The organism is Loktanella sp. S4079 (assembly GCF_000967725.1).
Classification (GTDB): domain Bacteria; phylum Pseudomonadota; class Alphaproteobacteria; order Rhodobacterales; family Rhodobacteraceae; genus Yoonia.
In genome coordinates, this window is record NZ_JXYE01000010.1 from 88,277 (window position 1) to 108,375 (window position 20,099).

Below are 20,099 nucleotides of genomic sequence, written 5' to 3' on the forward strand. Positions count from 1 at the left end.
AATGTTCAGCTACCTAGTCGCATATTTCGTTCCGTCGATGGCAATCGTAATGGGACTGGCGTTTATGATCTTTAAGATCGGAGACCGCCTGTCAGATTGCCCTGCCTCTAAGACAGCAGCCAAAGTCGGGGCGATGACGATCGCGACAAGCTTTGTCACCATTGGATTTGGCGGAGTATTGATCATTGCGGCCTTTTGCATCGGGCTGATGCCCGAACGACTTCATGTCGTACTGGTCCCGGCGCTTGGACTTGCCGCGCTATGTCTTGGATTGGGATTTACCCACGCGGTGGCTTCGCTGCGCGATATCACAGCGCGCGCAGCAAACCCAGTGATCGCAGAATAACCATAGGCCTAAAGCGGTTAGTAGCTATATTCGCTATAGACCCGCTTTAGGTCGCCCCCCCAATCACCATTATAGTGATCAAGCAATTCATCGGCCAAAGTCTTGCCGGTTTCGATGCTTTCCTTCAACGCGTTCAAGAAATGGGTTTCATCAGGGATCAACCCACCTGCACCAGGCCGCGCGCGGTTCTTAAGACCCGTCTCTGAAATCGCGACCACCTCGCGGGCGAGGTCATGCATATTGATACCATCAACCTGCGCCTGAAGCCCATCAACTGATGCCGCAACACGAAGCGCCTCGCGCTGCTCAGCAGTCCAGTCTTTGCAAAGGTCCCACGCCGCATCAAGCGCGGTTTGATCATAGGTCAGGCCCGTCCAAAACGCGGGCAGCGCGCATAGGCGCCGCCAAGGCCCACCATCAGCACCACGCATTTCAATGAACTGCTTCATACGCGCCTCGGGGAAGACCGTTGTCAGATGGTCCGCCCAATCAGACAAGAGAGGTTTTTCACCGGGAAGAGCAGGCAATTCACCTTTCAGGAAATCGCGGAAAGACATGCCCAGCGCATCAATATATTTGCCATCGCGATAGACAAAATACATCGGCACATCCAGCACCCACTGCACCCAAGCCTCAAAACCAAAACCTTCGTCAAAGACGAAGGGGATCATGCCCGTGCGCGACGCATCCAAATCACGCCAAATGCGCGAACGCCAAGATTTGTGCCCATTCACCTTGCCCTCAAAGAATGGCGAGTTAGCAAACAGGGCCGCCGCCACGGGCTGCAACGCAATCGCGACGCGCATCTTTTGGACCATGTCGGCCTCTGATCCGAAATCAAGATTCACCTGCACGGTACAGGTCCGGCGCATCATTGCGGTGCCCATGCTGCCGACCTTTTTCATATAGGCATCCATCAGCTTGTAACGCCCTTTGGGCATCAGCGGCATTTCTTCGTGGGTCCATTCTGGGGCCGCACCCAAACCGATAAATTTCACACCAATCTCATCTGACACGGCTTTGACTTCGGCCAGATGGGTATTCACCTCGTCGCAGGTCTGGTGAATGGTCTCGAGCGGAGCACCCGACAATTCCAATGCGCCACCCGGTTCAAGGCTAACATTTGCGCCGTCTTTCGTCAGACCGATGATGTTCCCATCTTCTTCGACACGGCCCCAGCCGAAACGGCTTTCTAGCCCTTCAAGAACAGCCTTGATCGAACGTTCTCCGTCGTAGGGCAACGGGCGCAGACTATCCTGACAATAGCCGAATTTCTCGTGCTCGGTCCCGATGCGCCATTGGTCCTTGGGCTTGCACCCCTTCGACAACATCTCGGCCAGTTGGTCGTGATGCTCGATTGGGCCACCACCGGACTGAGGAATAGACATGGCGCGCGCTCCGTGCTTTGTGCGTTTTTCGAATTTCTATCGGTGAACTGCCGCAAGGCCCATGTCAATGCAAGACAGGACGAACCCGCGACCAAATCGTAACGCGCGCATCAGGTGTGCGTGAAAGCACGGTCAACATATCGGTGGTCTTGATGCCGGGTAACCCTGCAAAGACGTCAAAGAGCGCCTCTGCCCCGGCAGCATTGACTGGGATGGATAGATTCTGACCGCCGACACCCGTCAAAACCCAATTCGGGTCGGGATGCGCACTGGGGTCCAGCTCGAGCTTGGTGAGATCTGCAACATCCATCACCCCGCCGTCTAGCGGACCAAAGTATGACAATCTGCGCTCATTGATCTGAACAACGCCGGCACCTTCGCCTTGTTGGCGAAAGCGGGCGCGTTGCGCACCTGCAAGGGCGAAAACGACACCAATAAACGCAATGACATAGCCGATCCAACCGACTGTTCCGACCGCACGCGCACCCCACCAAGCCCCACACAGGAGCAATGCACCGCCGATCAACACGTCGCGCCAGCGCCACAAAAATGCACGAACCTCGGGACGTAGAAAATCAGACATGAACCACCTGCGGATGTTCGTTGATCACGATTGCAAACTCACCGATCTGCCGAAAGCCGATCGCCTCATAGGCGCGCGCGGCGTTGGTGCTGGCCGCGAACAAGATCGCTTCTTGCACCCCCGCTTCGCCCGCCTCTTGTAGATGGAGACCAACAGCCCGCCGCGCAAGACCACGCCCTCGCAACTCTGGCGGCGTATAGACGCCACCCACTTGCACAACGCCGGGCACTTGCGCGTTAAATCCTGTCATCGCAACAGCGGTATCCCCTTGAAATAACACCCGATGAGTTCCTGCCTGCAGGTAGCCTTCGATTTCATGGCGCGCCTTTGCGGCGGTATCTTCGCCCGGAACTTTCAGCACCTCGTTCAAATAAGCCTCGCGCCATTGCAGCACTGTTTCAATGGGTGCCGTAGATAGATCGCGAAGCGTAAATTCACTGCAATCGGGCAGTCTCAGGTCTGATAAGTGTAGGTGATAGAGCGGTTCAACCTTTGACACAGCCGCCGGATCACGCCACCCGAGCGCGCGCTGTAAACCTGCGACCTGAACTGCATCGCCAATGATCCCCTGTATCGGCCGCCCATCCAGAATTGCCCGCACTGTCGACCAAGGATGGTTTGGACATTGGGGAAACACAAACCCTTCCTCTGAGATCGTCAAGACATCCGTGACTTGCCCTGCTTTCCAATTGACCCAACAGTTAACAGCCCTCGGATGACCGCCCTGCATCCCGTGTTTGCGCAGATTCGACAGCGGAAACATCGAGGTCGCAATGTGATCAGTCAAAAATGCCTCAAGCGCAGGTCTGTCAGTCTCTGTCGCGGGGATCATGATCTAGCTGTTATGCTGATAGCGCATGCCTGAAAACTCACTTCACATGAATGTCTACCCGGCCTGTCGCGTAACAAATGAAGTTTGCTCACTCCCAATCTCCGAGAGCCTGCTGCCAAACTGTAAGTGCTGCAACCGCGGCGGTATCCGCGCGCAAAATGCGTGGGCCAAGACTGATCGGGTGTGCAAACGGCAGCGCCAACAGCATTTCACGTTCTTCGGGGGAAAAACCGCCCTCGGGGCCAATCAAGATAGCCCATGGGCCTTTTTCTTGGGGCAGATCGATCGGCTCGCCGATCTTTGTCTCGTCGCAAAACATTAGCTTTCGGTCTGTCGGCCAGTCGGCCAACAACCGGTCCAGTTTCGCTAAATCCGCCACCGCGGGGACAAAAGTGCCCCCGCATTGTTCTGCGGCCTCAACGGCATGTGCTTGCAGCTTGTCCTGACGAATCCTGTTCGCGGACTGCGTATAGTTTGTCTGAACTGGCAGAATACGCGCAGCACCCATCTCGACGGCCTTTTCGACGATAAATGCGGTGCGTTCCTTGCGGATCGGCGCAAACATAAGCCAAAGGTCGGGGGGCAATTGCAGTGGGCGCGTTTGGGTCGTGCAGAGTAAGATGCCGCCCTTCTTGCCTGCCTTCACAATTGTCGCATCCCATTCCCCATCGCGACTGTTTATCAGTGACAGAACCGTGCCTTCGGACAACCGCATTACCCCAAACAGGTAATGCGCCTGATCTCGATCAAGCGGAACTGATTGCTCTTCACCCAGCGGGTGATCTACATAAAGTCGAACCTTGGAAGCCATAGGCGGACCATATGACCCAGAACGCCCCAACACCAGAGCCAACAGGCATCGTTTCTGATGCAGTTTCGGGAAACTGGGTCGATACAATCGCCCCAACCTTTTCGCGCCCATATCTGCGGCTGTCGCGGGCGGATCGCCCGATTGGGACTTGGCTGCTTTATATGCCGTGCCTTTGGGCCGTTGGGCTGGCGATGCTCTCTACGCAGATGGCATCATGGAATGACCTTTGGATCGCAGTCGCCTGCGGGATTGGCGCGTTTTTGATGCGTGGCGCTGGCTGTACATGGAACGACATCACTGACCGGAACTTTGATGGACAGGTTGCGCGCACGCGGTCGCGCCCGATCCCATCTGGGCAAGTAACTGTGAAAGGTGCCGCCGCTTGGATGGTGGCACAGTCTCTGGTCGCTTTCGCAATCCTCTTGACGTTTAACACAACCGCGATTGCTCTGGGGGTGCTGTCGCTGTTGCCCGTCGCGATCTATCCCTTTGCTAAACGGTTTACGTGGTGGCCGCAGGTTTTCTTGGGGCTGGCGTTCAACTGGGGTGCGTTATTAGCGTGGGCCGCCCACACGGGCAGCATCGGGCCTGCATCCTTTGTCCTTTATCTGGCCGGGATCGCATGGACGCTGTTTTATGATACAATCTACGCCCATCAAGACACCGAAGATGACGCATTAATCGGCGTTAAATCCACGGCACGTCTGTTCGGCGATAAATCGCGTCAGTGGCTGCGCCTATTCCTGACGTTGACGGTTTTGCTGCTTGGGGCGGCTGTCGTATTGGCCTGTCAGGATCGCAGCATCCTATCACTTGTCATCGCACTTGGTGGACCTTGGGCGCTGGGGTGGCACTTAACGTGGCAGCTTGGCCGTTTCGACGCTGACGACAATGACGTGCTACTCACGCTTTTCAGATCAAATCGAAACGCTGGGCTAATCGTTTTGCCGTTTTTCGCTGTTGCCATGTTCGTGTGATTGATCAACCTCGCCGCTAGTCCTATGCAGGACACCAATCAACAAAGCAGATAAGCATGCGCCTTTCAGCAGTCTTCATTCGTATCGCCGCTTTTGCCATCGCTGGGATGGCCTCTATCGGTGCAGCCCGAACCACCGTTTCCGTCGTCGAAGAACGATCCGTCGCCGGAGTGCAAGAAACCCTTATCAATCAGGGTTATTTATGGGCCAGCGTGCTGGGTGACGGCCTACAGGTCATTATCGAGGGGCAGGCCCCAACCGAGGCCGTCAGATTCCGCGCGATCTCGGCTGCGGGGGGCGTGGTGGATGCAAGCCGTGTCATCGACAACATGTCCGTCACCGATTCGGAAAAAATCGCAGCGCCCGAATTCGCCATCGAAATCCTACGAAACGACAGTGGCGTGTCCTTGATCGGGCTGATCCCTGTATCAACAGATCGTGAGGCGCTCGCCGATCAGATCCGCGATATCGCTGACGGTCAGCCGGTCACCGATTTGCTCGAGGTCGCCGATTATCCGACACCCGAACATTGGCGTCAGTCGTTGAACTACGGTTTCCGTGCGCTTGAGATGTTGCCCCGTTCGAAAATCTCGGTGAATGCGGATCGTGTGATCGTGAATGCGATCTCAGACAGCCCCGAGGAAAAACACCGGCTCGAAACCAGCTTGGCCAGAAATATGCCGAGCGACGTCGAGGTCTCTATCGACATTAGTGCCCCGCGCCCAGTTATCTCGCCGTTTACCGTTCGGTTTGGGATCGACGATGACGGCCCAATGTTCGATGCCTGCGCTGCCGACACGAGCGAAGCAGTAAGCGCGATCATCAAAGCCGCGACTGACGCAGGTTACGCAGAACAAGTAAACTGTACATTGGCGCTTGGTGCGCCGTCCCGCCGCTGGGGCGAAGCAGTCGCGCTGGCGATCAATGCTGTATCAGAACTAGAGGGCGGCACCGTCACAATCGCCGATACGGATGTAACTCTCTTGGCGCCGATGGGCACCGATCCGAGGAAATTTGACGATGTCGTTGGTGCATTAGAAAACGCGCTGCCAGATGCCTTTGCTGTCACCGCAGAACTGCCTGTTATGCCCGAAGCATCACCCGATGGCCCACCACGTTTCACCGCGACCCGTAGCCCCGAAGGGCAGGTCCAGCTTCGCGGCCGTATTTCCGATGCGCTGACCAATACGGTTGCAGAAAACTTTGCCAGTGCGAAATTTGGACAAGGCAATATCACAATGGGGACGCGTATCGTCGAGGGCCTACCAACCGGCTGGTCTGTGCGCGTCCTAGCCGGGATCGAGGCATTGTCCGAACTTTCCAACGGTGTGGTTGTGGTTGAACCCGATACGATTGAAATCCGTGGCAATACCGGAAACGAAGCCGCAAGCGCCGATATCTCGCGGTTGTTAATCGAAAAGCTGGGACAAACGGCGGACTTCGACATTGATGTGACTTACGTCAAACAGCTTGACCCTATCGCCAACCTACCAACGCCAGAAGAATGCATCGAACAAATCAAATCGGTCACCGCTGACCGCAAGATTACATTTGATCCAAGTTCTGCAGATATTTCCGCAGGTGCGGTTCCCTTGATCGACGATATCGCCGAGATTTTGAAAAAATGTGGCGACTTGCGTATTCAGGTGGCAGGCTACACAGATAGCCAAGGTCGCGAAGAGATGAACCAGCAATTGTCGCAACGCCGTGCTGACGCTGTTTTGACAGCCCTACGCGCGCGCCGTGTTCCAGTCTCGACGTTCGATTCAATCGGCTTTGGCGAAGAAAACCCAATCGCAGACAACGACACCGAAGAGGGCCGCGAAGCAAACCGCCGGATCGAATTCAGCCTGATTGTGCCCGAACCGATCCCCGAAGAAGTAACCACGCTGGAAGAAATCGCCGGCGAGGAGCCGTTGCCTGCAACAACCGAAGATACACCACAGCAAGAGGCCACCGAAGAAGAAGCCTCGGAAACAACAGAAGGCCAAGACGTTGAACAGAACTGAATTCATCATCGCCACAGCGATCATTTTGTTTGTGGCCTTTGCTTTGGGCTGGTTCGCAAGCTGGCTGGTCAACCGCTTTACCCGCGTCACCAAGGCCGAAATCGGCGAATTGGATAAGATGGCGCAATCGCTTCATGAGGCCGAAGAAACCCGTGATCAGGCGATTACCTATCTGCAACAACGCGAAGCAGAGATGACAAACCAACTGTCCCAAACCGAGGCCGAATTACGCGCGGCGATGGACGGTCTACGCGAGGCGCGCCGCGAAGCAGAAGAACTCCGCGCTTATGTCGAGCGCGAGAATAGCGGCGGGTCTTAGTCGCGCGGGGCAGCAGCCCGGCGCAACCTATCATTGATCGCGCGGCCCAGCCCGTGATCCGGAATTGGCGAAACCGCAATGTCCTTGGCGCCCATTGCGTCTAACTGATGTAAACAATCAAACAACCGTGCCGCAGCCTCTGTGAGATCGCCAGCAGGTGATAGGTTCAGCGGCGCATCAACCGCCCCAAAACCCAACAGAACCTCGTGTGGCGCAGCCTGATCGGCGTTTAGTCGCACCCGCCCTTTGGGCGCATAATGCGAGGCAAGCTGCCCCGGTGACATTGGGGTATCAGGATCGTCAGGCATCGCAATCTGACGACCCAGACAGGCGGATATCGCCTCGACTGGGATACCACCTGCGCGCAACATCGCGGGCGCGCCAACGCAGCTAATGATCGTCGATTCAACGCCTACCCCACATGGACCACCGTCCACGACCGCGTCGATCTTGCCATTCAGGCCCGCCATCACATGCTCTGGCGTGGTTGGGCTAATCCGACCTGATGGGTTCGCCGAAGGCGCGGCGATGGGACCGCCAAATTGGCGCAATAGCGCCTGCGCAATAGCGTGATCAGGCACCCGCACAGCGAGCGTGTCCAATCCTGCCGTGACGAGTTTGGACACGCGCGCCTGCGGGCGCAGCGGCAAAACAAGCGTTAACGCGCCCGGCCAAAATGCATCCGCCAGTGCACGCGCATCATCGTTGAATTCACAATATTCAGCGACGTTTTTCTGATCGGCCAAATGTACGATCAGCGGGTTGAAACTCGGGCGGCCCTTAGCCGCATAGATTTGCGCGACAGCCGTGTCGTTACCCGCATCTGCACCAAGCCCATAAACCGTTTCCGTCCCAAAGGCGACGAGCCCGCCGCCCCGCCATATTTGCGCCGCTTGCGCAAAGCCTTGCGCGTTAGGTTCGATTTTCAACGTAGAAGCATTAGTCATGACGTGGCGTTTCAGTTGATGGGTCGGCATGCACAGGTAGGGTATAGCCGAATAACTGATGCATAGACGCGGCATCTGTCTTTGCCAAGCGGATGCATAGAGTGGAGAATACCAATGCCTTATCGTGCCCCCGTCAACGATTTTCGCTTTCTGATGGACCACGTCGTCGGCTTTGGTGAGGTGACCAAGACCGAAACCTTCGCCGAAAGCACGCCAGAGATGGCCGATGCAATCCTAACCGAAGCCGCAAAACTCTGCGAAGAGGTGATTGCGCCCCTTAACCGCGCAGGCGATTTGCACCCAGCCAAACTGGAAAACGGCGTTGTGCGAACATCGCCGGGTTTTGCCGATGGCTATCGTGCGATCGCTGATGGCGGCTGGATCGGCATGTCCGCGTCGCCCGATTTCGGCGGAATGGGCCTGCCAATGACGCTCACGACTGCTGTGAATGACATGATGTCAAGCGCGTGCCTCTCGCTTCAGCTTAATCCGCTGATGTCCCAAGGCCAGATCGAGGCGCTCGAACACCACGGTTCAGACCAAATCAAAGAACTCTATGTTCCCAAGATGATTTCCGGCGAATGGTGCGGGACCATGAACCTGACCGAACCACAGGCTGGGTCGGATGTTGGCGCGCTGCGCACAAAGGCAGAGCCAAATGGTGACGGGTCCTATGCGATTTCCGGTCAAAAGATCTATATCACTTGGGGCGACAACGACTTCACCGAAAACGTCTGTCACCTTGTTCTCGCGCGGCTGCCTGATGGTGTCCCTGGCACCAAAGGTATCAGTCTATTCATGGTGCCCAAATTCATCCCTGACGCAGACGGCAACCCCGGTAAACGCAATGAACTGCGTGTCGTTAGCCTTGAGCATAAGCTGGGCCTGCATGGGTCTCCAACAGCGGTTATGGAATATGATGGGGCAACCGGTTGGTTGGTTGGGCCAGAGCACGGCGGCATGGCTGCAATGTTTACGATGATGAACAACGCCCGGCTTGGGGTTGGCGTACAGGGTATCGGCATCGCCGAAGGCGCGTACCAACAGGCGCTCGCCTATGCCCAAGAACGCAAGCAAGGCAAAGCAGGCGGTTCAGGTGCCATCGTCGAACACGCCGATGTGCGTCGGATGCTCGCCGCGATGAAGGCCGACACATTCGCTGCCCGTGCTATCGCGCTGATGAACGCCGTTGCAATTGACATGACCACAGCCACAGCTGACGCAGGGTGGAAAGCACGTGCAGCGTTGCTCACCCCGATCACTAAGGCATTTGGAACCGACGTCGGCATGGAAGTCGCAAGTACCGGTGTTCAGGTGCATGGCGGCATGGGCTTTATCGAAGAAACCGGCGCGGCGCAGTATTCGCGTGACGTCCGCGTGACTGCCATCTACGAAGGCACCAACGGCATTCAGGCGATGGATCTCGTCGGTCGCAAGCTGATGGACGGTGGCGAGGCCGCGTTCCGTCTGCTCGAAGAAATCGAAGCAGGCGCAGAAGCCGCCAAAGGCACCTACCCTGAACTGGCCGAAGCCGTCTGGCAATCCGCAGAGTCCCTGCGCGAGGCAACAGAATGGTTGGTCGAGCAGTCAGACTTTAACCAACGTTTTGCAGGTGCGGTCCCTTACCTTCGGGCATTCGCCCGTGTATTAGGGGGTCATGTACATCTGACTTCTGCGATGGCCGGGGATGAAACGCGCGTGAAACTTGCAACCTTCTACATCAAACGCCTGCTTCCAGAGCACGTCGGCTTGCTTGCACATGTGCGCGAAGGTGCGGATGATTTGCTGGCGATCACTACCGAGGATCTGGTTGCGTAATGGCAGATGGCGTCAGCGGGATACGCTATCCGTTTGACGCCCCGCCGCGCGAGGGCGAAGCGATCACAGTCGCGCCCGGCATCTTGTGGATGCGCCTGCCACTGCCGATGGCGTTGGATCATGTGAATGTTTACGCGCTGGATGAAGGCGATAGCTGGACGATTATCGACACCGGCTTTGCCTCTGGCAAAACACGCAAAATCTGGCAAAATCTGCTAGACGGCCCGCTGTCCGGGAAACCCGTCAGCCGGGTCGTGATTACCCACCATCATCCCGACCACGTCGGCCTTGCCGGGTGGTTCATTGAAAAGGGCGCAACGCTCTCTATGCCGCGCACCGGTTGGCTTATGGCACGTATGCTAACGCTCGATGTGCAAGATAAGCTACCAGAAGAGACTTTGCTCTTTTACCGTCGTGCGGGAATGGACCCCGACGAGTTGTCGCGCCGCTCTGGCGAACGCCCGTTTAACTTTGCCGATTGCGTCGCGCCCCTGCCGCTGGGTTATCACCGGTTGCAACACGGCGGGACAATTCAGATGGGCGGGCGCACATGGGACATTCGCATGGGCGACGGACACGCCCCTGAACATGCCACATTCTGGAGCCGTGACGACAACCTTGTGATCGGCGGCGATCAACTGCTTCCCTCAATCAGCGCCAATATCGGTGTGTACCCCACTGAACCCGAGGCCGACCCTCTCGGCGAATGGCTGCGTAGCTGCCAATTCCTTGCGCCATTTGCCACAGAGGATCAGTTGGTTCTGGGCGGGCATAAGCTGCCGTTTACCGGGCTACCCCTGCGGCTACAGCAGATGATCGAAAATCATCACGGTGCGCTCAGACGGCTACGCACGCACATTGCGACACCAAAATCGGCTGGAGAGTGCTTTGCCCCGCTATTCAAGCGGCAAATCGGGCAAGCAGAGTATGGGCTCGCCTTGGTCGAAGCCATCGCGCACCTAAACCACCTCTACGTAAAGGGCCAAGCAAACCGCACCCTGCGCGATGACGGCGCATGGGCGTATCAGGCGTTGTAGGGTGGATTTAAATCCACCCTACGTGGCGTGGCGATTGTTGATCCGGTCTGACATACGCAAGACGATACGGCTTGCCGTTGTTTCGCAAAGCGCGGGAATGACCGCATGAACAAGCGCCGCGCAGCCCGCCACACTAAGCCAAAATGCAAACCCCAGCGCAAACCTCATGTGCTGGAAATATGTTTCGCTGACCTTGGCCGGGTGATCGAGGAACAAGTATCCAAGCAGTGTTCCGCCGCGTTTTGTTTGCGCGTTTTGTGACATCTTCGAGCCTTTCTTGTGCTTTGCAGGATAGATACACACGCCCGACCCAGAATTTGTCCCATATGCCATTCTCAGGGCAGGAATTTTGGGATATAATCCCAACTATGATCAATCAAATCGACGAAATAGACCGCAACATACTGCGCATTGTACAAAATGACGCCAGCCTCTCGGTTGATGAGATCAGCGCAAAGGTCCACCTGTCGCGCAACGCCTGCTGGCGACGGATAAAGGCAATGGAACAGGCCGGGGTGATCACGGGTCGTGTCGCACTTGTTGATCCGGCAAAGGTTGGCGCGCCCCTGACCGCAATGGTGCTGATCCGCACTAACGCGCATGACCCGACTTGGATTGCCAAGTTTCAGGCAGTGCTGCAATCCTTCCCCGAAGTTGTCGGGGCCTTTCGGATGACTGGTGATCTCGACTACGTATTGCGCGTCAGGGTCGCCGATGTTCCGGCTTATGACGATTTTTATAAACGCCTGACCTCACGTATTTCTGTCTCGGACATTTCTGCTAGTTTCGTTATGGAAGAGATAAAAGACACAACCGCGGTACCCCTATGACACAAGAAACGCCTATGCAGATGAATATCGACACCTCAGCCGAACTGATGGAGAACGATATTTTGCCAACAACCCGCGAGGTTCATACCGACCCGAATGTGCCCTGCCCCTCGACAGCGGACCTGCCCAAAGCAATGGCCGAACCAGTTACCAAGAAAAGTCCAGCGCAATGGGCCTATGAGCGGATCATCATGTATATACAAAACTTTGAAAAGCAGCTGGATAACGATCACGAAGTTGGTGTCGGACTTGCAGGCGGGCTGACAGGTGTGATCCGTATCGAAGGTCTAGGCTATTATGACCCCGACATTGTCACCTACTACGGCACCAACGAAGCGGGTGCGAAAACCCAGCTGATCCAACATGTTTCGCAACTAAACGTCAGCTTGATCGCGAGCCCTAAGAACGTTGATCAACCTGAACCAAAACGGATCGGGTTCCAATTGGCTGCAGCGCTTGACCGCGAAACGGATGTGACCACCTGACCGGGTGACAGCCCAACATTTATCGGTTATCCGAACTACAAACCTGCATACGAAGGATTCTAGGCATGTCTGAACATAAACACGGCGAAATGGACATCACCGCACAGGAAAAAGCATTCAATGGCTTTATGAGCATGGTGACCAAAGGAACAGTAGTCATCATCGTTGCTTTGATTCTGCTGGCATTGGTCAACGGCTAAGCTTTCATGGATCGCCGTCAGTTTATGTTGGGGCTTCCGCTCGCGCTATCGGCGTGCTCGGGAACCGAAATTTGGGCGCCCGATGATGTGGTGTCCCGCGCGATCTATCGCGATCCGCAATCAACATATCTGACGCTTTTCACGATGAAAAACGTGGGTTCTGACAACGGGGCCCACACTGCGTTGCTGATCAACGCCAGCCAAAGGGTTATCTTTGACCCAGCAGGGTCCTTTGAACAAACCCGCATGCCAGAACGCAATGATGTCCTGTTCGGGGCTTCACCACAGCTCGAGGCATTTTATGTCAGCTACCACGCGCGTGTGACATACTATGTGGTTGCCCAAACCGTCCCGGTCAGTGCCGAGGTCGCCGAAACCGCCCTTCAACTTGCGTTGACAAGCGGCCCAATCCCGCAAGCGCATTGCGCCCGTTCGACGTCACGTTTGCTGCGCCAACTTCCGGGGTTCGAGAACATCCGCCAGACGTGGGATCCAAACCGCATTTCCGAGGATTTTGAGGCCCTGCCCGGCGTCACTAGCAAGACATTCCGTGAAATGGACGCAGACGATAAATCTGTCGCCGCAGCCCAGATCAATGCAGCCCTTACAGCGCAGTAATTGCTAGCCCGGCGTAGAGCGTCGCGACACCACCCGCGATGGCCCACAGCACATTCCGCGTCCAAAGCCCAACAGCAACCGTGACTAACGCGGCCAGAATGCGGGTGAGGTCTGGCTGCCCTTGGGTTGCGGCAGGCCACAGCACCAGTGGCGCGACCATTCCCGGCAAAACGGCAACTGGCGTAAACCGCAACAACCGCAGCACAAATGGATGCATCGGTCGATCGCCAATCAGCCCGAGAAATGAAAACCGGATCAGAAATGTTCCGACTCCAAGCACCGCAATGATAAGCCAGATTTCAGCACTGCTATAGGTCATTTTGTGCGCCCTTCGGTCCATGTTTCAACAATTGCGCCTGTCAGCATCGCCACACCAGCCGCGATTAATAGACCTGTCCCTGAAGGCAATCCAATCAGGGCAAGCGCCACAATCACAGAAGCCGCAGCCGCCGCGATATGCGCAAGCGATTTCATCATTGGCGCAACCATCGCCAAGAACATAATCGGCATGATGAAATCCAATGCCCATGCTTCGGGGATTGCAGTCCCTGCCATAATCCCAACAAGCGTCATACCAATCCATGTCGGCGTGATCGGCGTCGCCACCCCGAAAAAGTAGGCCACACGCTCTGCCACGGTCATTTCAGGGCGCGATTCGTAACGGGAAACAGACGTGATGTAAGTCTGATCAAAATTCAAATAGGATACCGCCGCGCGCTGCCACAACGGCGCATTACCAAGATAAGGCACCAAAGACGCCGAATACATCGCCATCCGCAGGTTCACCGCGAGCGCAGCCAACAGCACAAAGGCGATTCCTGCATTCTCTGTGATCATCTGGATTGCGGCAAACTGTGATGCGCCAGCGATCACAAGAACGGAAAAACCCATCGCCTGTCCGACGCTTAGCCCTGCGTCCATCGCAACGACGCCAAACAACAATGCGAATGGGGCCGCCATAATCAGAAACGGCAAGCCATCCCGAACCCCGGCCCAATAGACGGAGCGCGCCGTTTTTTTGACGGTGGAAGTCGTCATCTCTTTCCCCTAGCTTCGGTGTGATACAACAGGCTTAGACCCGCAAACTGGGAATGACAATTGGCGACAAATGACAACATTTCAGAGTATTTGATCGCTCCGCGACCTTCGCGGACGGGATTGACGCGCGGGGTAACCGGAACCGACCAAAATGGCGATAAAATCGACCTAAATGTCGTCGAAGAGCGCCCTTTGACAATTTATCTGAATGCGCAAGAAATCGTAACAGCCATGACAATTGGCGATTACCCCGAATACCTCGCGCTGGGTTTTTTGCGCAATCAGGGCATGTTGGATGATAGCGAAACCGTAACTCGGGTTGATTACGACGATGAATTGTCGGTCGTCGTCGTACGCACAAAAAGCAAGACAACGTTCGAAGATAAACTGCAAAAGAAAACCCGCACGAGCGGCTGCGCCGTTGGCACAGTTTTTGGCGACATGATGGACGGGCTGGATCAGGTGAAACTACCAGATGTGAGGACCAGGACCTCTGATCTTTATACGCTAGCTGCCAAAATAAACCGCACCCCGTCGCTATATCTTCAGGCAGGCGCCATCCACGGCACAGTCTTGTGCCAAGGTGACAGACCGCTGGTCTATATGGAGGACGTGGGCCGCCATAATGCAGTCGATAAAATCGCCGGATGGATGTTTTCCCAAAAGGTCAGCGCTGATGACAAAATCCTTTATACGACCGGGCGGCTGACCTCTGAGATGGTGATCAAGACTGCGCTGATGGGCATACCTGTTCTAGCGTCGCGTTCAGGATTCACCGCGTGGGGCGTTGAGATTGCCCAACAGGTCGGCCTGACGCTCATTGGTCGCATGAAAGGGCAGCGTTTTGTCTGCCTGTCCGGCGAAGAACGATTGCTGCGTGACGCAGATCCGCAATCAGTTCCAGACGAACCCCGTAAATCCGGTCGGAAAGGTCACAAATGAAACAGCCATTGGGCGTGATACTCGCTGGGGGCCAAGCCACCCGAATGGGCGGCGGTGACAAAGGTCTGTTACCGATTGGCGGCGGCACAATTCTTTCGCACGTGATCGAACGGTTGGAACCCCAAGTCGCCGGACTCGCGCTGAATGCAAACGGTGACCCAACCCGGTTCAGCGCCCTCAACTTGCCGATCGTTGCGGACTCAATCCCTGATTTTGCCGGCCCGCTATCTGGCGTTTTGGCGGGGTTGGACTGGGCCGCAGAACAAGGCGCATCACATATCGTGACAGCCGCTGCTGATACCCCATTCCTACCCTGCGATTTGGTGCCGTATCTGATGCTCGCCGCCGAAGGCACCAACATCGGTCTTGCACTGGCAAGCAGCCCGAACGGGCGTCATCCAACCTTTGGTATTTGGCCAGTCGCTTTGCGCGATGACTTGCGGACGGCATTGCAAGCTGGGCTACGCAAAGTGGTGCTTTGGACCGACAGCCATAACGCTGCAACGGCAGATTTTCCAAACGATCAGTCGTTCTTTAATGTTAACACCCCCGAGGATTTGGCCAAAGCGCAGGCAATGTTATGAAGATATTCGGTGTCGTTGGGTTCAAAAACGCAGGCAAAACCGGGTTGATGGAACGTCTCGTGACTGAAATCACCAAACGCGGGGTAAGTGTTTCGACGATCAAACACGCACATCACAATTTCGACGTGGATCAACCAGGTAAAGACAGCTATCGGCACCGCGTAGCAGGCGCACAGCAGGTCTTGCTCGCCTCGGGTGCACGCTGGGCGCTTATGACCGAATTGCGCGACGAAAAAGAACCACCTCTCGAACAGCTGCTGGCGCAACTCGCTGATGTCGATTTGGTATTGATCGAAGGATACAAACGCGACCGCCACCCTAAGATCGAAGCATTTCGCGCCGCGCCGCAAAATCCGCTGATCGCCAAAGATGACCCCACAATTATGGCAGTCGCAACGGATACCCCGCTTCAGATTGATCTACCCCAGATTGATTTGGACGACACAGTTACCATCGCTGATTTCATCCTCGATCAGGTCGGCCTATGCCGTTCGACAGCATCCTGATTGTCGACTGGTCGGGTGGCAATGATCGCGGGCCACGCCCCAAGTCCGACGCAATTTGGGCCTGCGTCGCGCGCGAAGGCAACGCAGACGAACCAAAATATTTCCGCAACCGCCAATTAGCCGAACAGTGGATCACCTCTTATCTACAAAGTGAATCCCACGCTGGTCGGCGGGTGCTGGCAGGGTTTGATTTTTCCTTTGGCTTTCCTGTCGGATTTGGCCACGCCCTAACAGGCAGCGATGATCCTTTGGCGCTGTGGGATTGGTTAGAGCAACACGTTCAAGACGGTCCATCCGCGAATAATCGCTTTGATCTCGCGGGACAAATCAACAGTCGTTTTCCGGGGATCGGTCCATTCTGGGGCAACGGGCTCAGGCGTGACATCCCGCATCTTCCGCGTAAGGGAAGCGAACGTACCTGCGATATTTTCCCCGAAAAGCGCGCAGCCGAGGCGAGTGCAAAGGGCGCATTTCCCATCTGGCAATTGTCTGGCGCAGGCGCTGTTGGATCACAGGTTATCATGGGGCTTCCCATGTTGGCGCGGTTACGGCGGGCGCTCGATGTTTCGGTTTGGCCATTTGAAAAATGCACATCAAGTGTCGTACTGGCCGAAATCTGGCCATCGCTTGTAGCCTCGGCCATCCGGGACACAATGCCCGAGCACGCGATCAAAGACGCACATCAGGTCCGCTGTATCGCGCTCGCGTTATCCGTCTTGCCTTCGGCGGATTTACAGCGCCTTATAGACGTAGATTATACACCCGAGGGCACAATATTGGGCCTGAACGCGCCTGAACTGCTGGAGAACGCTATCAAATCTTCCGCTTTGACACCGCCGCCGTTGCGCAACGACTGCTTTGCCATGCCACAAGGCGCCCATTGGACCCCAGTGGATATTGCGCTGGATCACCTACGCGACCACCTGCAACCTGTGACAGGCACCGAACAATGCGCGCTTGGCGAATGCATTGGGCGTTTACTTGCCCATGATGTCACGGCCCTGCGTTCGCATCCGCCTGCACCCAATTCTGCGGTTGATGGCTATGCCTTAGCGGGCCCTGCACCCGACGGGCCAACAAATTTGCCGCTCGTCGATGGGCGTTCCGCCGCTGGCCAGCCCTATCCCGGCCACGTTCCTGCGGGTCACGCGATCAGGATTTTGACCGGCGCCAATATGCCTGCGGGCACTGATACTGTTATCCTCCAAGAAGACGTTAACGCATCCGACTCCGCAATCGCATTTCATGGTCCTTTGAAACGTGGCGCGAACGCCCGCACCGCCGGAGAAGACATGAAAAAGGGCGAAGTCATCTTAACCGCGGGGCGCAAGATCACACCCGGTGATCTGGGTATGCTCGCCGCTGCCGGCGTAGGCACGGTGACCGTCCATAAACGTTTGCGCGTAGGAATATTGTCAACAGGTGATGAGCTATGTGAACCCGGCGAAACGGCAGACGTTGGCCAAATCTTCGACGCCAATCGCCCGATGCTGAACGCCACTGTCGCGGGCTGGGGTTATGAGGTTATCGACCTCGGTCGCGCCGCCGATAAACGTGAACCATTAACTAAAATTCTAAATAGTGCCGCCCAACAATGCGATGTTATCATCAGTTCGGGCGGTGCCTCGGCCGGGGACGAGGATCACATGTCCGCCCTGCTGCAAGGCACGGGATCCTTTGCACTATGGCGGATTGCAATGAAACCGGGGCGGCCGCTCGCATTGGGAATGTGGGAAAATACACCTGTCATCGGGCTACCCGGCAATCCCGTAGCTGCCATGGTCTGCGCGCTGATCTTTGCCCGCCCTGCACTGCAACGCATGGCTGGCGGACGATGGGAACGCACCGAAGGATATCTTTTGCCCGCTGCATTCGAAAAATCAAAGAAAGCAGGACGCCGCGAATACCTGCGCGCCCGCGTACAAGATGGCAAAGTTCAGATTTTTCCATCCGAAGGGTCCGGGCGCGTATCAGGTCTTAGCTGGGCGACCGGTCTCGTTGAACTTTCGGACGAGGCCCAAGTCATTACCCCCGGCGATCAAGTGTATTTTCTGCCCTTTGGGAATTTTGCGAAATGAAGATTTCAGTCGGAATCCCCGAAGCCAGCCGTGGCGAAGCCGCCGCCCTGTATTGGGACGCATTTGGGAAAAAGCTCGGCTTTACGATGGGGCCAAAATATCGGGCACTGATTTATATCAATCGGGTTATGCGATCAGATCACGGAATCTGCGCGCATGACGAACACGGCCGTTTGATTGGCGTCGCAGGTTTCAAGACAATCAACGGGGCGCTGGTCGGTGGGACCTTTACAGATATTCGCAAGGTTTATGGTTGGGTCGGGGCCGCGATCCGTGTCTGGCTCATGGGAACGCTCGAACGGGACACCGAAAACGAGCGGTTTTTAATGGACGGGTTATTCGTCGCCCCAGAAGCCCGAGGCGATGGCGTCGGAACGGCGCTTCTCGATGAAGTGGTCGCCGAGGCGCGGCGGCGCGGCTATCGTCAGGTAAGATTGGATGTGGTGGACACAAACCCGCGCGCGCGGGCACTCTATCTGCGCGAAGGGTTCCGCGAGATCGAGACCCATAACCTAGGCCTCTTGCGCTATATCTTTGGGTTCAACGCGTCCACAGTCATGGTCCGCGACGTCTAAACCCGCAGATATTGCTCTTGATCAGGCAAAAAGTGAACTATTTAGTTTAGCTACACTTGAAAACTAAACTAAACTGTTTAGTTCTTCGATTGTAAGTTAACACGTTATCAGAGAAACCCATGAAAAACGCACTTATCGCCTTCGCTTCTGCCTCTGCAATCTTGCTTGCTGCTCCTGCCTCGGCACAGTCATTTGGTCCGTTCTTTCCAAACCTGACGTTCCCACCAAAACCAGCCGCGCCAGTCACAGATCAATCTTGCATCGACATGACAAAACTGAACGACGCGACTTGCCAAACGCAGGAAAAATAACCTTTGGGCCGCGCTTCCCTTCGCCACGTCACGCTTGCCTGAACTGAACTGGCCAGTTTATAATATTCCCATTCGGGAGGTCCAAAAATGCCAGACGGCGCAATAGAGCCAAAAAAGGGTCGCAAGTTCGATCAAGTGTTGGATGGCGCGCGCAAGGTGTTCTTGTCTGACGGCTTCGAGGGCGCTTCAGTCGATGATATCGCTAAGGTCGCCGGGGTCTCAAAGGCGACGCTATACAGCTATTTTCCGGACAAGCGATTCTTGTTCTTGCAGGTCGCCAAATCCGAATGCTGCAAGCAAGCTGATCGTGCAATCGAAACCATCGACATGGACGCCCCCGTGGATAAGGTTCTGTTTCAGGCAGCTCGTGAAATCGGAGAGTTCATTACATCCGATTTCGGAATGCGGATTTTTCGTGTTTGCGTCGGCGAAAGCGGCCGTTTCCCCGAACTGGGCCGCGAATTCTATCAAAGCGGCCCCCTGCTCGTGCGTGACAGGCTCGTTGAATATTTCAAAAAGGCCATCGCAAAGAACGAGCTAAAGATCGACGATCTTGAATTGGCGGCAGATCAATTCAATGAATTATGCCGTGCTGATCTCTTTCCTCGGATGCTCTTTAGCATCGCAGATCGCTTTACGGCGGAAGAAAAACACCGGATCGCCAAAGGCGCGGTCGATGTGTTTATGGCGCGCTACGGCACCACCGCATAAAAAAGGCCCGGCATAAACCGGGCCTTTCTGCATCAATGCAACGGATTAAAATTCCACGACTGCTCGGATTGATTTTCCCTCGTGCATGAGGTCGAAGCCTTTGTTGATGTCTTCGAGCTTGAGCTTGTGGGTGATCATGGGGTCGATTTCGATT

25 protein-coding genes are annotated in these 20,099 nt (G+C 55.8%); 17 read left to right on the forward strand and 8 right to left on the reverse strand.

The genetic code is table 11. The features are described 5' to 3' along the window. Position 1 precedes the first annotated feature (1 nt). A complete protein-coding gene (locus tag TW80_RS16175) occupies positions 2–346 on the forward strand; it encodes a hypothetical protein (protein WP_045998496.1) in 345 nt (114 codons plus the stop codon). Positions 347–363: 17 nt separating this feature from the next. Here TW80_RS16175 and TW80_RS16180 read toward each other — a convergent pair whose 3' ends face one another. From TW80_RS16180 to TW80_RS16195, 4 genes are all read right to left on the reverse strand, one after another. Then, positions 364–1,734 carry a glutamate--cysteine ligase gene (locus TW80_RS16180; protein ID WP_045998497.1) on the reverse strand — a complete coding sequence of 457 codons (1,371 nt, stop codon included), beginning with the start codon at positions 1,732–1,734 and terminating at the stop codon, positions 364–366. 64 nt (positions 1,735–1,798) lie between these two features. After that, the gene (locus TW80_RS16185) at positions 1,799–2,317 is read right to left on the reverse strand and encodes a hypothetical protein (RefSeq protein WP_045998498.1); all 519 of its coding nucleotides are present in this window, start codon (positions 2,315–2,317) and stop codon (positions 1,799–1,801) included. After that, entirely contained in the window at positions 2,310–3,149 is an 840-nt protein-coding gene (locus TW80_RS16190; RefSeq protein WP_045998499.1) for a GNAT family N-acetyltransferase, read from the reverse strand. The genes TW80_RS16185 and TW80_RS16190 overlap by 8 nt, the downstream gene beginning before the upstream one ends. Before the next feature lie 88 nt (positions 3,150–3,237). Further along, complete coding sequence (locus TW80_RS16195; protein ID WP_045998500.1) at positions 3,238–3,960, reverse strand: 16S rRNA (uracil(1498)-N(3))-methyltransferase; 723 nt, start codon at positions 3,958–3,960, stop codon at positions 3,238–3,240. 11 nt (positions 3,961–3,971) lie between these two features. Here TW80_RS16195 and ubiA point away from each other — a divergent pair, with 11 nt between their 5' ends. Genes ubiA through TW80_RS16210 form a run of 3 tightly spaced genes read left to right on the forward strand, consistent with a single transcriptional unit; the run spans position 3,972 to position 7,265 of the window. Beyond that, positions 3,972–4,937, forward strand: a complete 966-nt coding sequence (ubiA, locus tag TW80_RS16200) for a 4-hydroxybenzoate octaprenyltransferase (RefSeq protein ID WP_045998501.1) — start codon at positions 3,972–3,974, stop codon at positions 4,935–4,937. Between the two features lie 56 nt (positions 4,938–4,993). Next, complete coding sequence (locus TW80_RS16205) at positions 4,994–6,946, forward strand: OmpA family protein (protein WP_045998502.1); 1,953 nt, start codon at positions 4,994–4,996, stop codon at positions 6,944–6,946. Beyond that, a complete protein-coding gene (locus tag TW80_RS16210; protein WP_045998503.1) occupies positions 6,933–7,265 on the forward strand; it encodes a hypothetical protein in 333 nt (110 codons plus the stop codon). Before TW80_RS16205 ends, TW80_RS16210 begins: the two co-directional genes overlap by 14 nt. On the opposite strand, the gene TW80_RS16215 is transcribed toward TW80_RS16210, so the two are convergent. Further along, entirely contained in the window at positions 7,262–8,212 is a 951-nt protein-coding gene (locus TW80_RS16215) for an L-threonylcarbamoyladenylate synthase (protein WP_045998504.1), read from the reverse strand. The genes TW80_RS16210 and TW80_RS16215 overlap by 4 nt on opposite strands. A 114-nt stretch (positions 8,213–8,326) precedes the next feature. Here TW80_RS16215 and TW80_RS16220 point away from each other — a divergent pair, with 114 nt between their 5' ends. Together TW80_RS16220 and TW80_RS16225 are read left to right on the forward strand one after the other, a co-directional pair. Further along, complete coding sequence (locus tag TW80_RS16220; RefSeq protein ID WP_045998505.1) at positions 8,327–10,030, forward strand: acyl-CoA dehydrogenase; 1,704 nt, start codon at positions 8,327–8,329, stop codon at positions 10,028–10,030. Then, the gene (locus TW80_RS16225) at positions 10,030–11,067 is read left to right on the forward strand and encodes an MBL fold metallo-hydrolase (protein WP_045998506.1); all 1,038 of its coding nucleotides are present in this window, start codon (positions 10,030–10,032) and stop codon (positions 11,065–11,067) included. The genes TW80_RS16220 and TW80_RS16225 overlap by 1 nt, the downstream gene beginning before the upstream one ends. Before the next feature lie 18 nt (positions 11,068–11,085). On the opposite strand, the gene TW80_RS16230 is transcribed toward TW80_RS16225, so the two are convergent. Further along, positions 11,086–11,331 carry a DUF6356 family protein gene (locus TW80_RS16230; protein ID WP_045998528.1) on the reverse strand — a complete coding sequence of 82 codons (246 nt, stop codon included), beginning with the start codon at positions 11,329–11,331 and terminating at the stop codon, positions 11,086–11,088. A 104-nt stretch (positions 11,332–11,435) separates the two neighbouring features. On the opposite strand from TW80_RS16230, the gene TW80_RS16235 reads away from it, so the two are divergent. The 4 genes from TW80_RS16235 to TW80_RS16250 all read left to right on the forward strand — a co-directional run bounded on the left by TW80_RS16235 (position 11,436) and on the right by TW80_RS16250 (position 13,200). After that, the gene (locus TW80_RS16235; protein WP_045998507.1) at positions 11,436–11,897 is read left to right on the forward strand and encodes an Lrp/AsnC family transcriptional regulator; all 462 of its coding nucleotides are present in this window, start codon (positions 11,436–11,438) and stop codon (positions 11,895–11,897) included. A gap of 14 nt (positions 11,898–11,911) precedes the next feature. Beyond that, the gene (locus TW80_RS16240; protein WP_045998508.1) at positions 11,912–12,382 is read left to right on the forward strand and encodes a DUF6173 family protein; all 471 of its coding nucleotides are present in this window, start codon (positions 11,912–11,914) and stop codon (positions 12,380–12,382) included. Between the two features lie 65 nt (positions 12,383–12,447). Beyond that, entirely contained in the window at positions 12,448–12,582 is a 135-nt protein-coding gene (locus TW80_RS16245; RefSeq protein WP_045998509.1) for an aa3-type cytochrome c oxidase subunit IV, read from the forward strand. A gap of 6 nt (positions 12,583–12,588) precedes the next feature. Then, complete coding sequence (locus TW80_RS16250; RefSeq protein WP_045998510.1) at positions 12,589–13,200, forward strand: hypothetical protein; 612 nt, start codon at positions 12,589–12,591, stop codon at positions 13,198–13,200. Here the strand turns inward: TW80_RS16250 and TW80_RS16255 are convergent. Together TW80_RS16255 and TW80_RS16260 are read right to left on the reverse strand one after the other, a co-directional pair. Beyond that, positions 13,187–13,519, reverse strand: coding sequence for an AzlD domain-containing protein (locus TW80_RS16255; protein WP_045998511.1), 333 nt, complete (start codon positions 13,517–13,519; stop codon positions 13,187–13,189). The genes TW80_RS16250 and TW80_RS16255 overlap by 14 nt on opposite strands. After that, the gene (locus TW80_RS16260) at positions 13,516–14,238 is read right to left on the reverse strand and encodes an AzlC family ABC transporter permease (RefSeq protein ID WP_045998512.1); all 723 of its coding nucleotides are present in this window, start codon (positions 14,236–14,238) and stop codon (positions 13,516–13,518) included. Before TW80_RS16260 ends, TW80_RS16255 begins: the two co-directional genes overlap by 4 nt. A gap of 60 nt (positions 14,239–14,298) precedes the next feature. Between TW80_RS16260 and TW80_RS16265 the strand changes: the two genes are divergently transcribed. The 7 genes from TW80_RS16265 (at position 14,299) to TW80_RS16295 (ending at position 19,945) form a co-directional block, all read left to right on the forward strand. After that, positions 14,299–15,180 (forward strand): formate dehydrogenase accessory sulfurtransferase FdhD, encoded by an 882-nt coding sequence (locus TW80_RS16265; protein ID WP_045998513.1) that lies wholly within the window; start codon positions 14,299–14,301, stop codon positions 15,178–15,180. After that, positions 15,177–15,764 carry a molybdenum cofactor guanylyltransferase MobA gene (mobA, locus tag TW80_RS16270; protein ID WP_045998514.1) on the forward strand — a complete coding sequence of 196 codons (588 nt, stop codon included), beginning with the start codon at positions 15,177–15,179 and terminating at the stop codon, positions 15,762–15,764. The genes TW80_RS16265 and mobA overlap by 4 nt, the downstream gene beginning before the upstream one ends. After that, complete coding sequence (gene mobB, locus TW80_RS16275; protein ID WP_045998515.1) at positions 15,761–16,270, forward strand: molybdopterin-guanine dinucleotide biosynthesis protein B; 510 nt, start codon at positions 15,761–15,763, stop codon at positions 16,268–16,270. The genes mobA and mobB overlap by 4 nt, the downstream gene beginning before the upstream one ends. After that, complete coding sequence (locus TW80_RS16280; RefSeq protein ID WP_045998516.1) at positions 16,249–18,348, forward strand: molybdopterin-binding protein; 2,100 nt, start codon at positions 16,249–16,251, stop codon at positions 18,346–18,348. Before mobB ends, TW80_RS16280 begins: the two co-directional genes overlap by 22 nt. Next, positions 18,345–18,923, forward strand: coding sequence for a GNAT family N-acetyltransferase (locus TW80_RS16285; RefSeq protein WP_045998517.1), 579 nt, complete (start codon positions 18,345–18,347; stop codon positions 18,921–18,923). The genes TW80_RS16280 and TW80_RS16285 overlap by 4 nt, the downstream gene beginning before the upstream one ends. Positions 18,924–19,042: 119 nt before the next feature. Then, entirely contained in the window at positions 19,043–19,234 is a 192-nt protein-coding gene (locus TW80_RS16290; protein ID WP_045998518.1) for a hypothetical protein, read from the forward strand. Between the two features lie 87 nt (positions 19,235–19,321). Beyond that, positions 19,322–19,945: a TetR/AcrR family transcriptional regulator gene (locus tag TW80_RS16295; RefSeq protein ID WP_045998519.1), complete on the forward strand. Its 624-nt coding sequence runs from the start codon at positions 19,322–19,324 to the stop codon at positions 19,943–19,945. Positions 19,946–20,099: the final 154 nt, after the last annotated feature.

What these genes read in the sequence shown, in the direction of transcription:
- TW80_RS16180 (WP_045998497.1), bottom strand. Translation starts at nt 1,734, where the DNA reads ATGTCTATTCCTCAGTCCGGTGGTGGCCCAATCGAGCATCACGACCAA.
- TW80_RS16175 (WP_045998496.1), top strand. Translation starts at nt 2, where the DNA reads ATGTTCAGCTACCTAGTCGCATATTTCGTTCCGTCGATGGCAATCGTA.
- TW80_RS16295 (WP_045998519.1), top strand. Translation starts at nt 19,322, where the DNA reads ATGCCAGACGGCGCAATAGAGCCAAAAAAGGGTCGCAAGTTCGATCAA.
- TW80_RS16205 (WP_045998502.1), top strand. Translation starts at nt 4,994, where the DNA reads ATGCGCCTTTCAGCAGTCTTCATTCGTATCGCCGCTTTTGCCATCGCT.
- mobB (WP_045998515.1), top strand. Translation starts at nt 15,761, where the DNA reads ATGAAGATATTCGGTGTCGTTGGGTTCAAAAACGCAGGCAAAACCGGG.
- TW80_RS16195 (WP_045998500.1), bottom strand. Translation starts at nt 3,960, where the DNA reads ATGGCTTCCAAGGTTCGACTTTATGTAGATCACCCGCTGGGTGAAGAG.
- TW80_RS16280 (WP_045998516.1), top strand. Translation starts at nt 16,249, where the DNA reads ATGCCGTTCGACAGCATCCTGATTGTCGACTGGTCGGGTGGCAATGAT.
- TW80_RS16255 (WP_045998511.1), bottom strand. Translation starts at nt 13,519, where the DNA reads ATGACCTATAGCAGTGCTGAAATCTGGCTTATCATTGCGGTGCTTGGA.
- TW80_RS16250 (WP_045998510.1), top strand. Translation starts at nt 12,589, where the DNA reads ATGGATCGCCGTCAGTTTATGTTGGGGCTTCCGCTCGCGCTATCGGCG.
- TW80_RS16190 (WP_045998499.1), bottom strand. Translation starts at nt 3,149, where the DNA reads ATGATCCCCGCGACAGAGACTGACAGACCTGCGCTTGAGGCATTTTTG.
- TW80_RS16225 (WP_045998506.1), top strand. Translation starts at nt 10,030, where the DNA reads ATGGCAGATGGCGTCAGCGGGATACGCTATCCGTTTGACGCCCCGCCG.
- TW80_RS16285 (WP_045998517.1), top strand. Translation starts at nt 18,345, where the DNA reads ATGAAGATTTCAGTCGGAATCCCCGAAGCCAGCCGTGGCGAAGCCGCC.
- TW80_RS16185 (WP_045998498.1), bottom strand. Translation starts at nt 2,317, where the DNA reads ATGTCTGATTTTCTACGTCCCGAGGTTCGTGCATTTTTGTGGCGCTGG.
- TW80_RS16245 (WP_045998509.1), top strand. Translation starts at nt 12,448, where the DNA reads ATGTCTGAACATAAACACGGCGAAATGGACATCACCGCACAGGAAAAA.
- TW80_RS16235 (WP_045998507.1), top strand. Translation starts at nt 11,436, where the DNA reads ATGATCAATCAAATCGACGAAATAGACCGCAACATACTGCGCATTGTA.
- mobA (WP_045998514.1), top strand. Translation starts at nt 15,177, where the DNA reads ATGAAACAGCCATTGGGCGTGATACTCGCTGGGGGCCAAGCCACCCGA.
- TW80_RS16230 (WP_045998528.1), bottom strand. Translation starts at nt 11,331, where the DNA reads ATGTCACAAAACGCGCAAACAAAACGCGGCGGAACACTGCTTGGATAC.
- TW80_RS16215 (WP_045998504.1), bottom strand. Translation starts at nt 8,212, where the DNA reads ATGACTAATGCTTCTACGTTGAAAATCGAACCTAACGCGCAAGGCTTT.
- TW80_RS16240 (WP_045998508.1), top strand. Translation starts at nt 11,912, where the DNA reads ATGCAGATGAATATCGACACCTCAGCCGAACTGATGGAGAACGATATT.
- TW80_RS16220 (WP_045998505.1), top strand. Translation starts at nt 8,327, where the DNA reads ATGCCTTATCGTGCCCCCGTCAACGATTTTCGCTTTCTGATGGACCAC.
- TW80_RS16260 (WP_045998512.1), bottom strand. Translation starts at nt 14,238, where the DNA reads ATGACGACTTCCACCGTCAAAAAAACGGCGCGCTCCGTCTATTGGGCC.
- ubiA (WP_045998501.1), top strand. Translation starts at nt 3,972, where the DNA reads ATGACCCAGAACGCCCCAACACCAGAGCCAACAGGCATCGTTTCTGAT.
- TW80_RS16290 (WP_045998518.1), top strand. Translation starts at nt 19,043, where the DNA reads ATGAAAAACGCACTTATCGCCTTCGCTTCTGCCTCTGCAATCTTGCTT.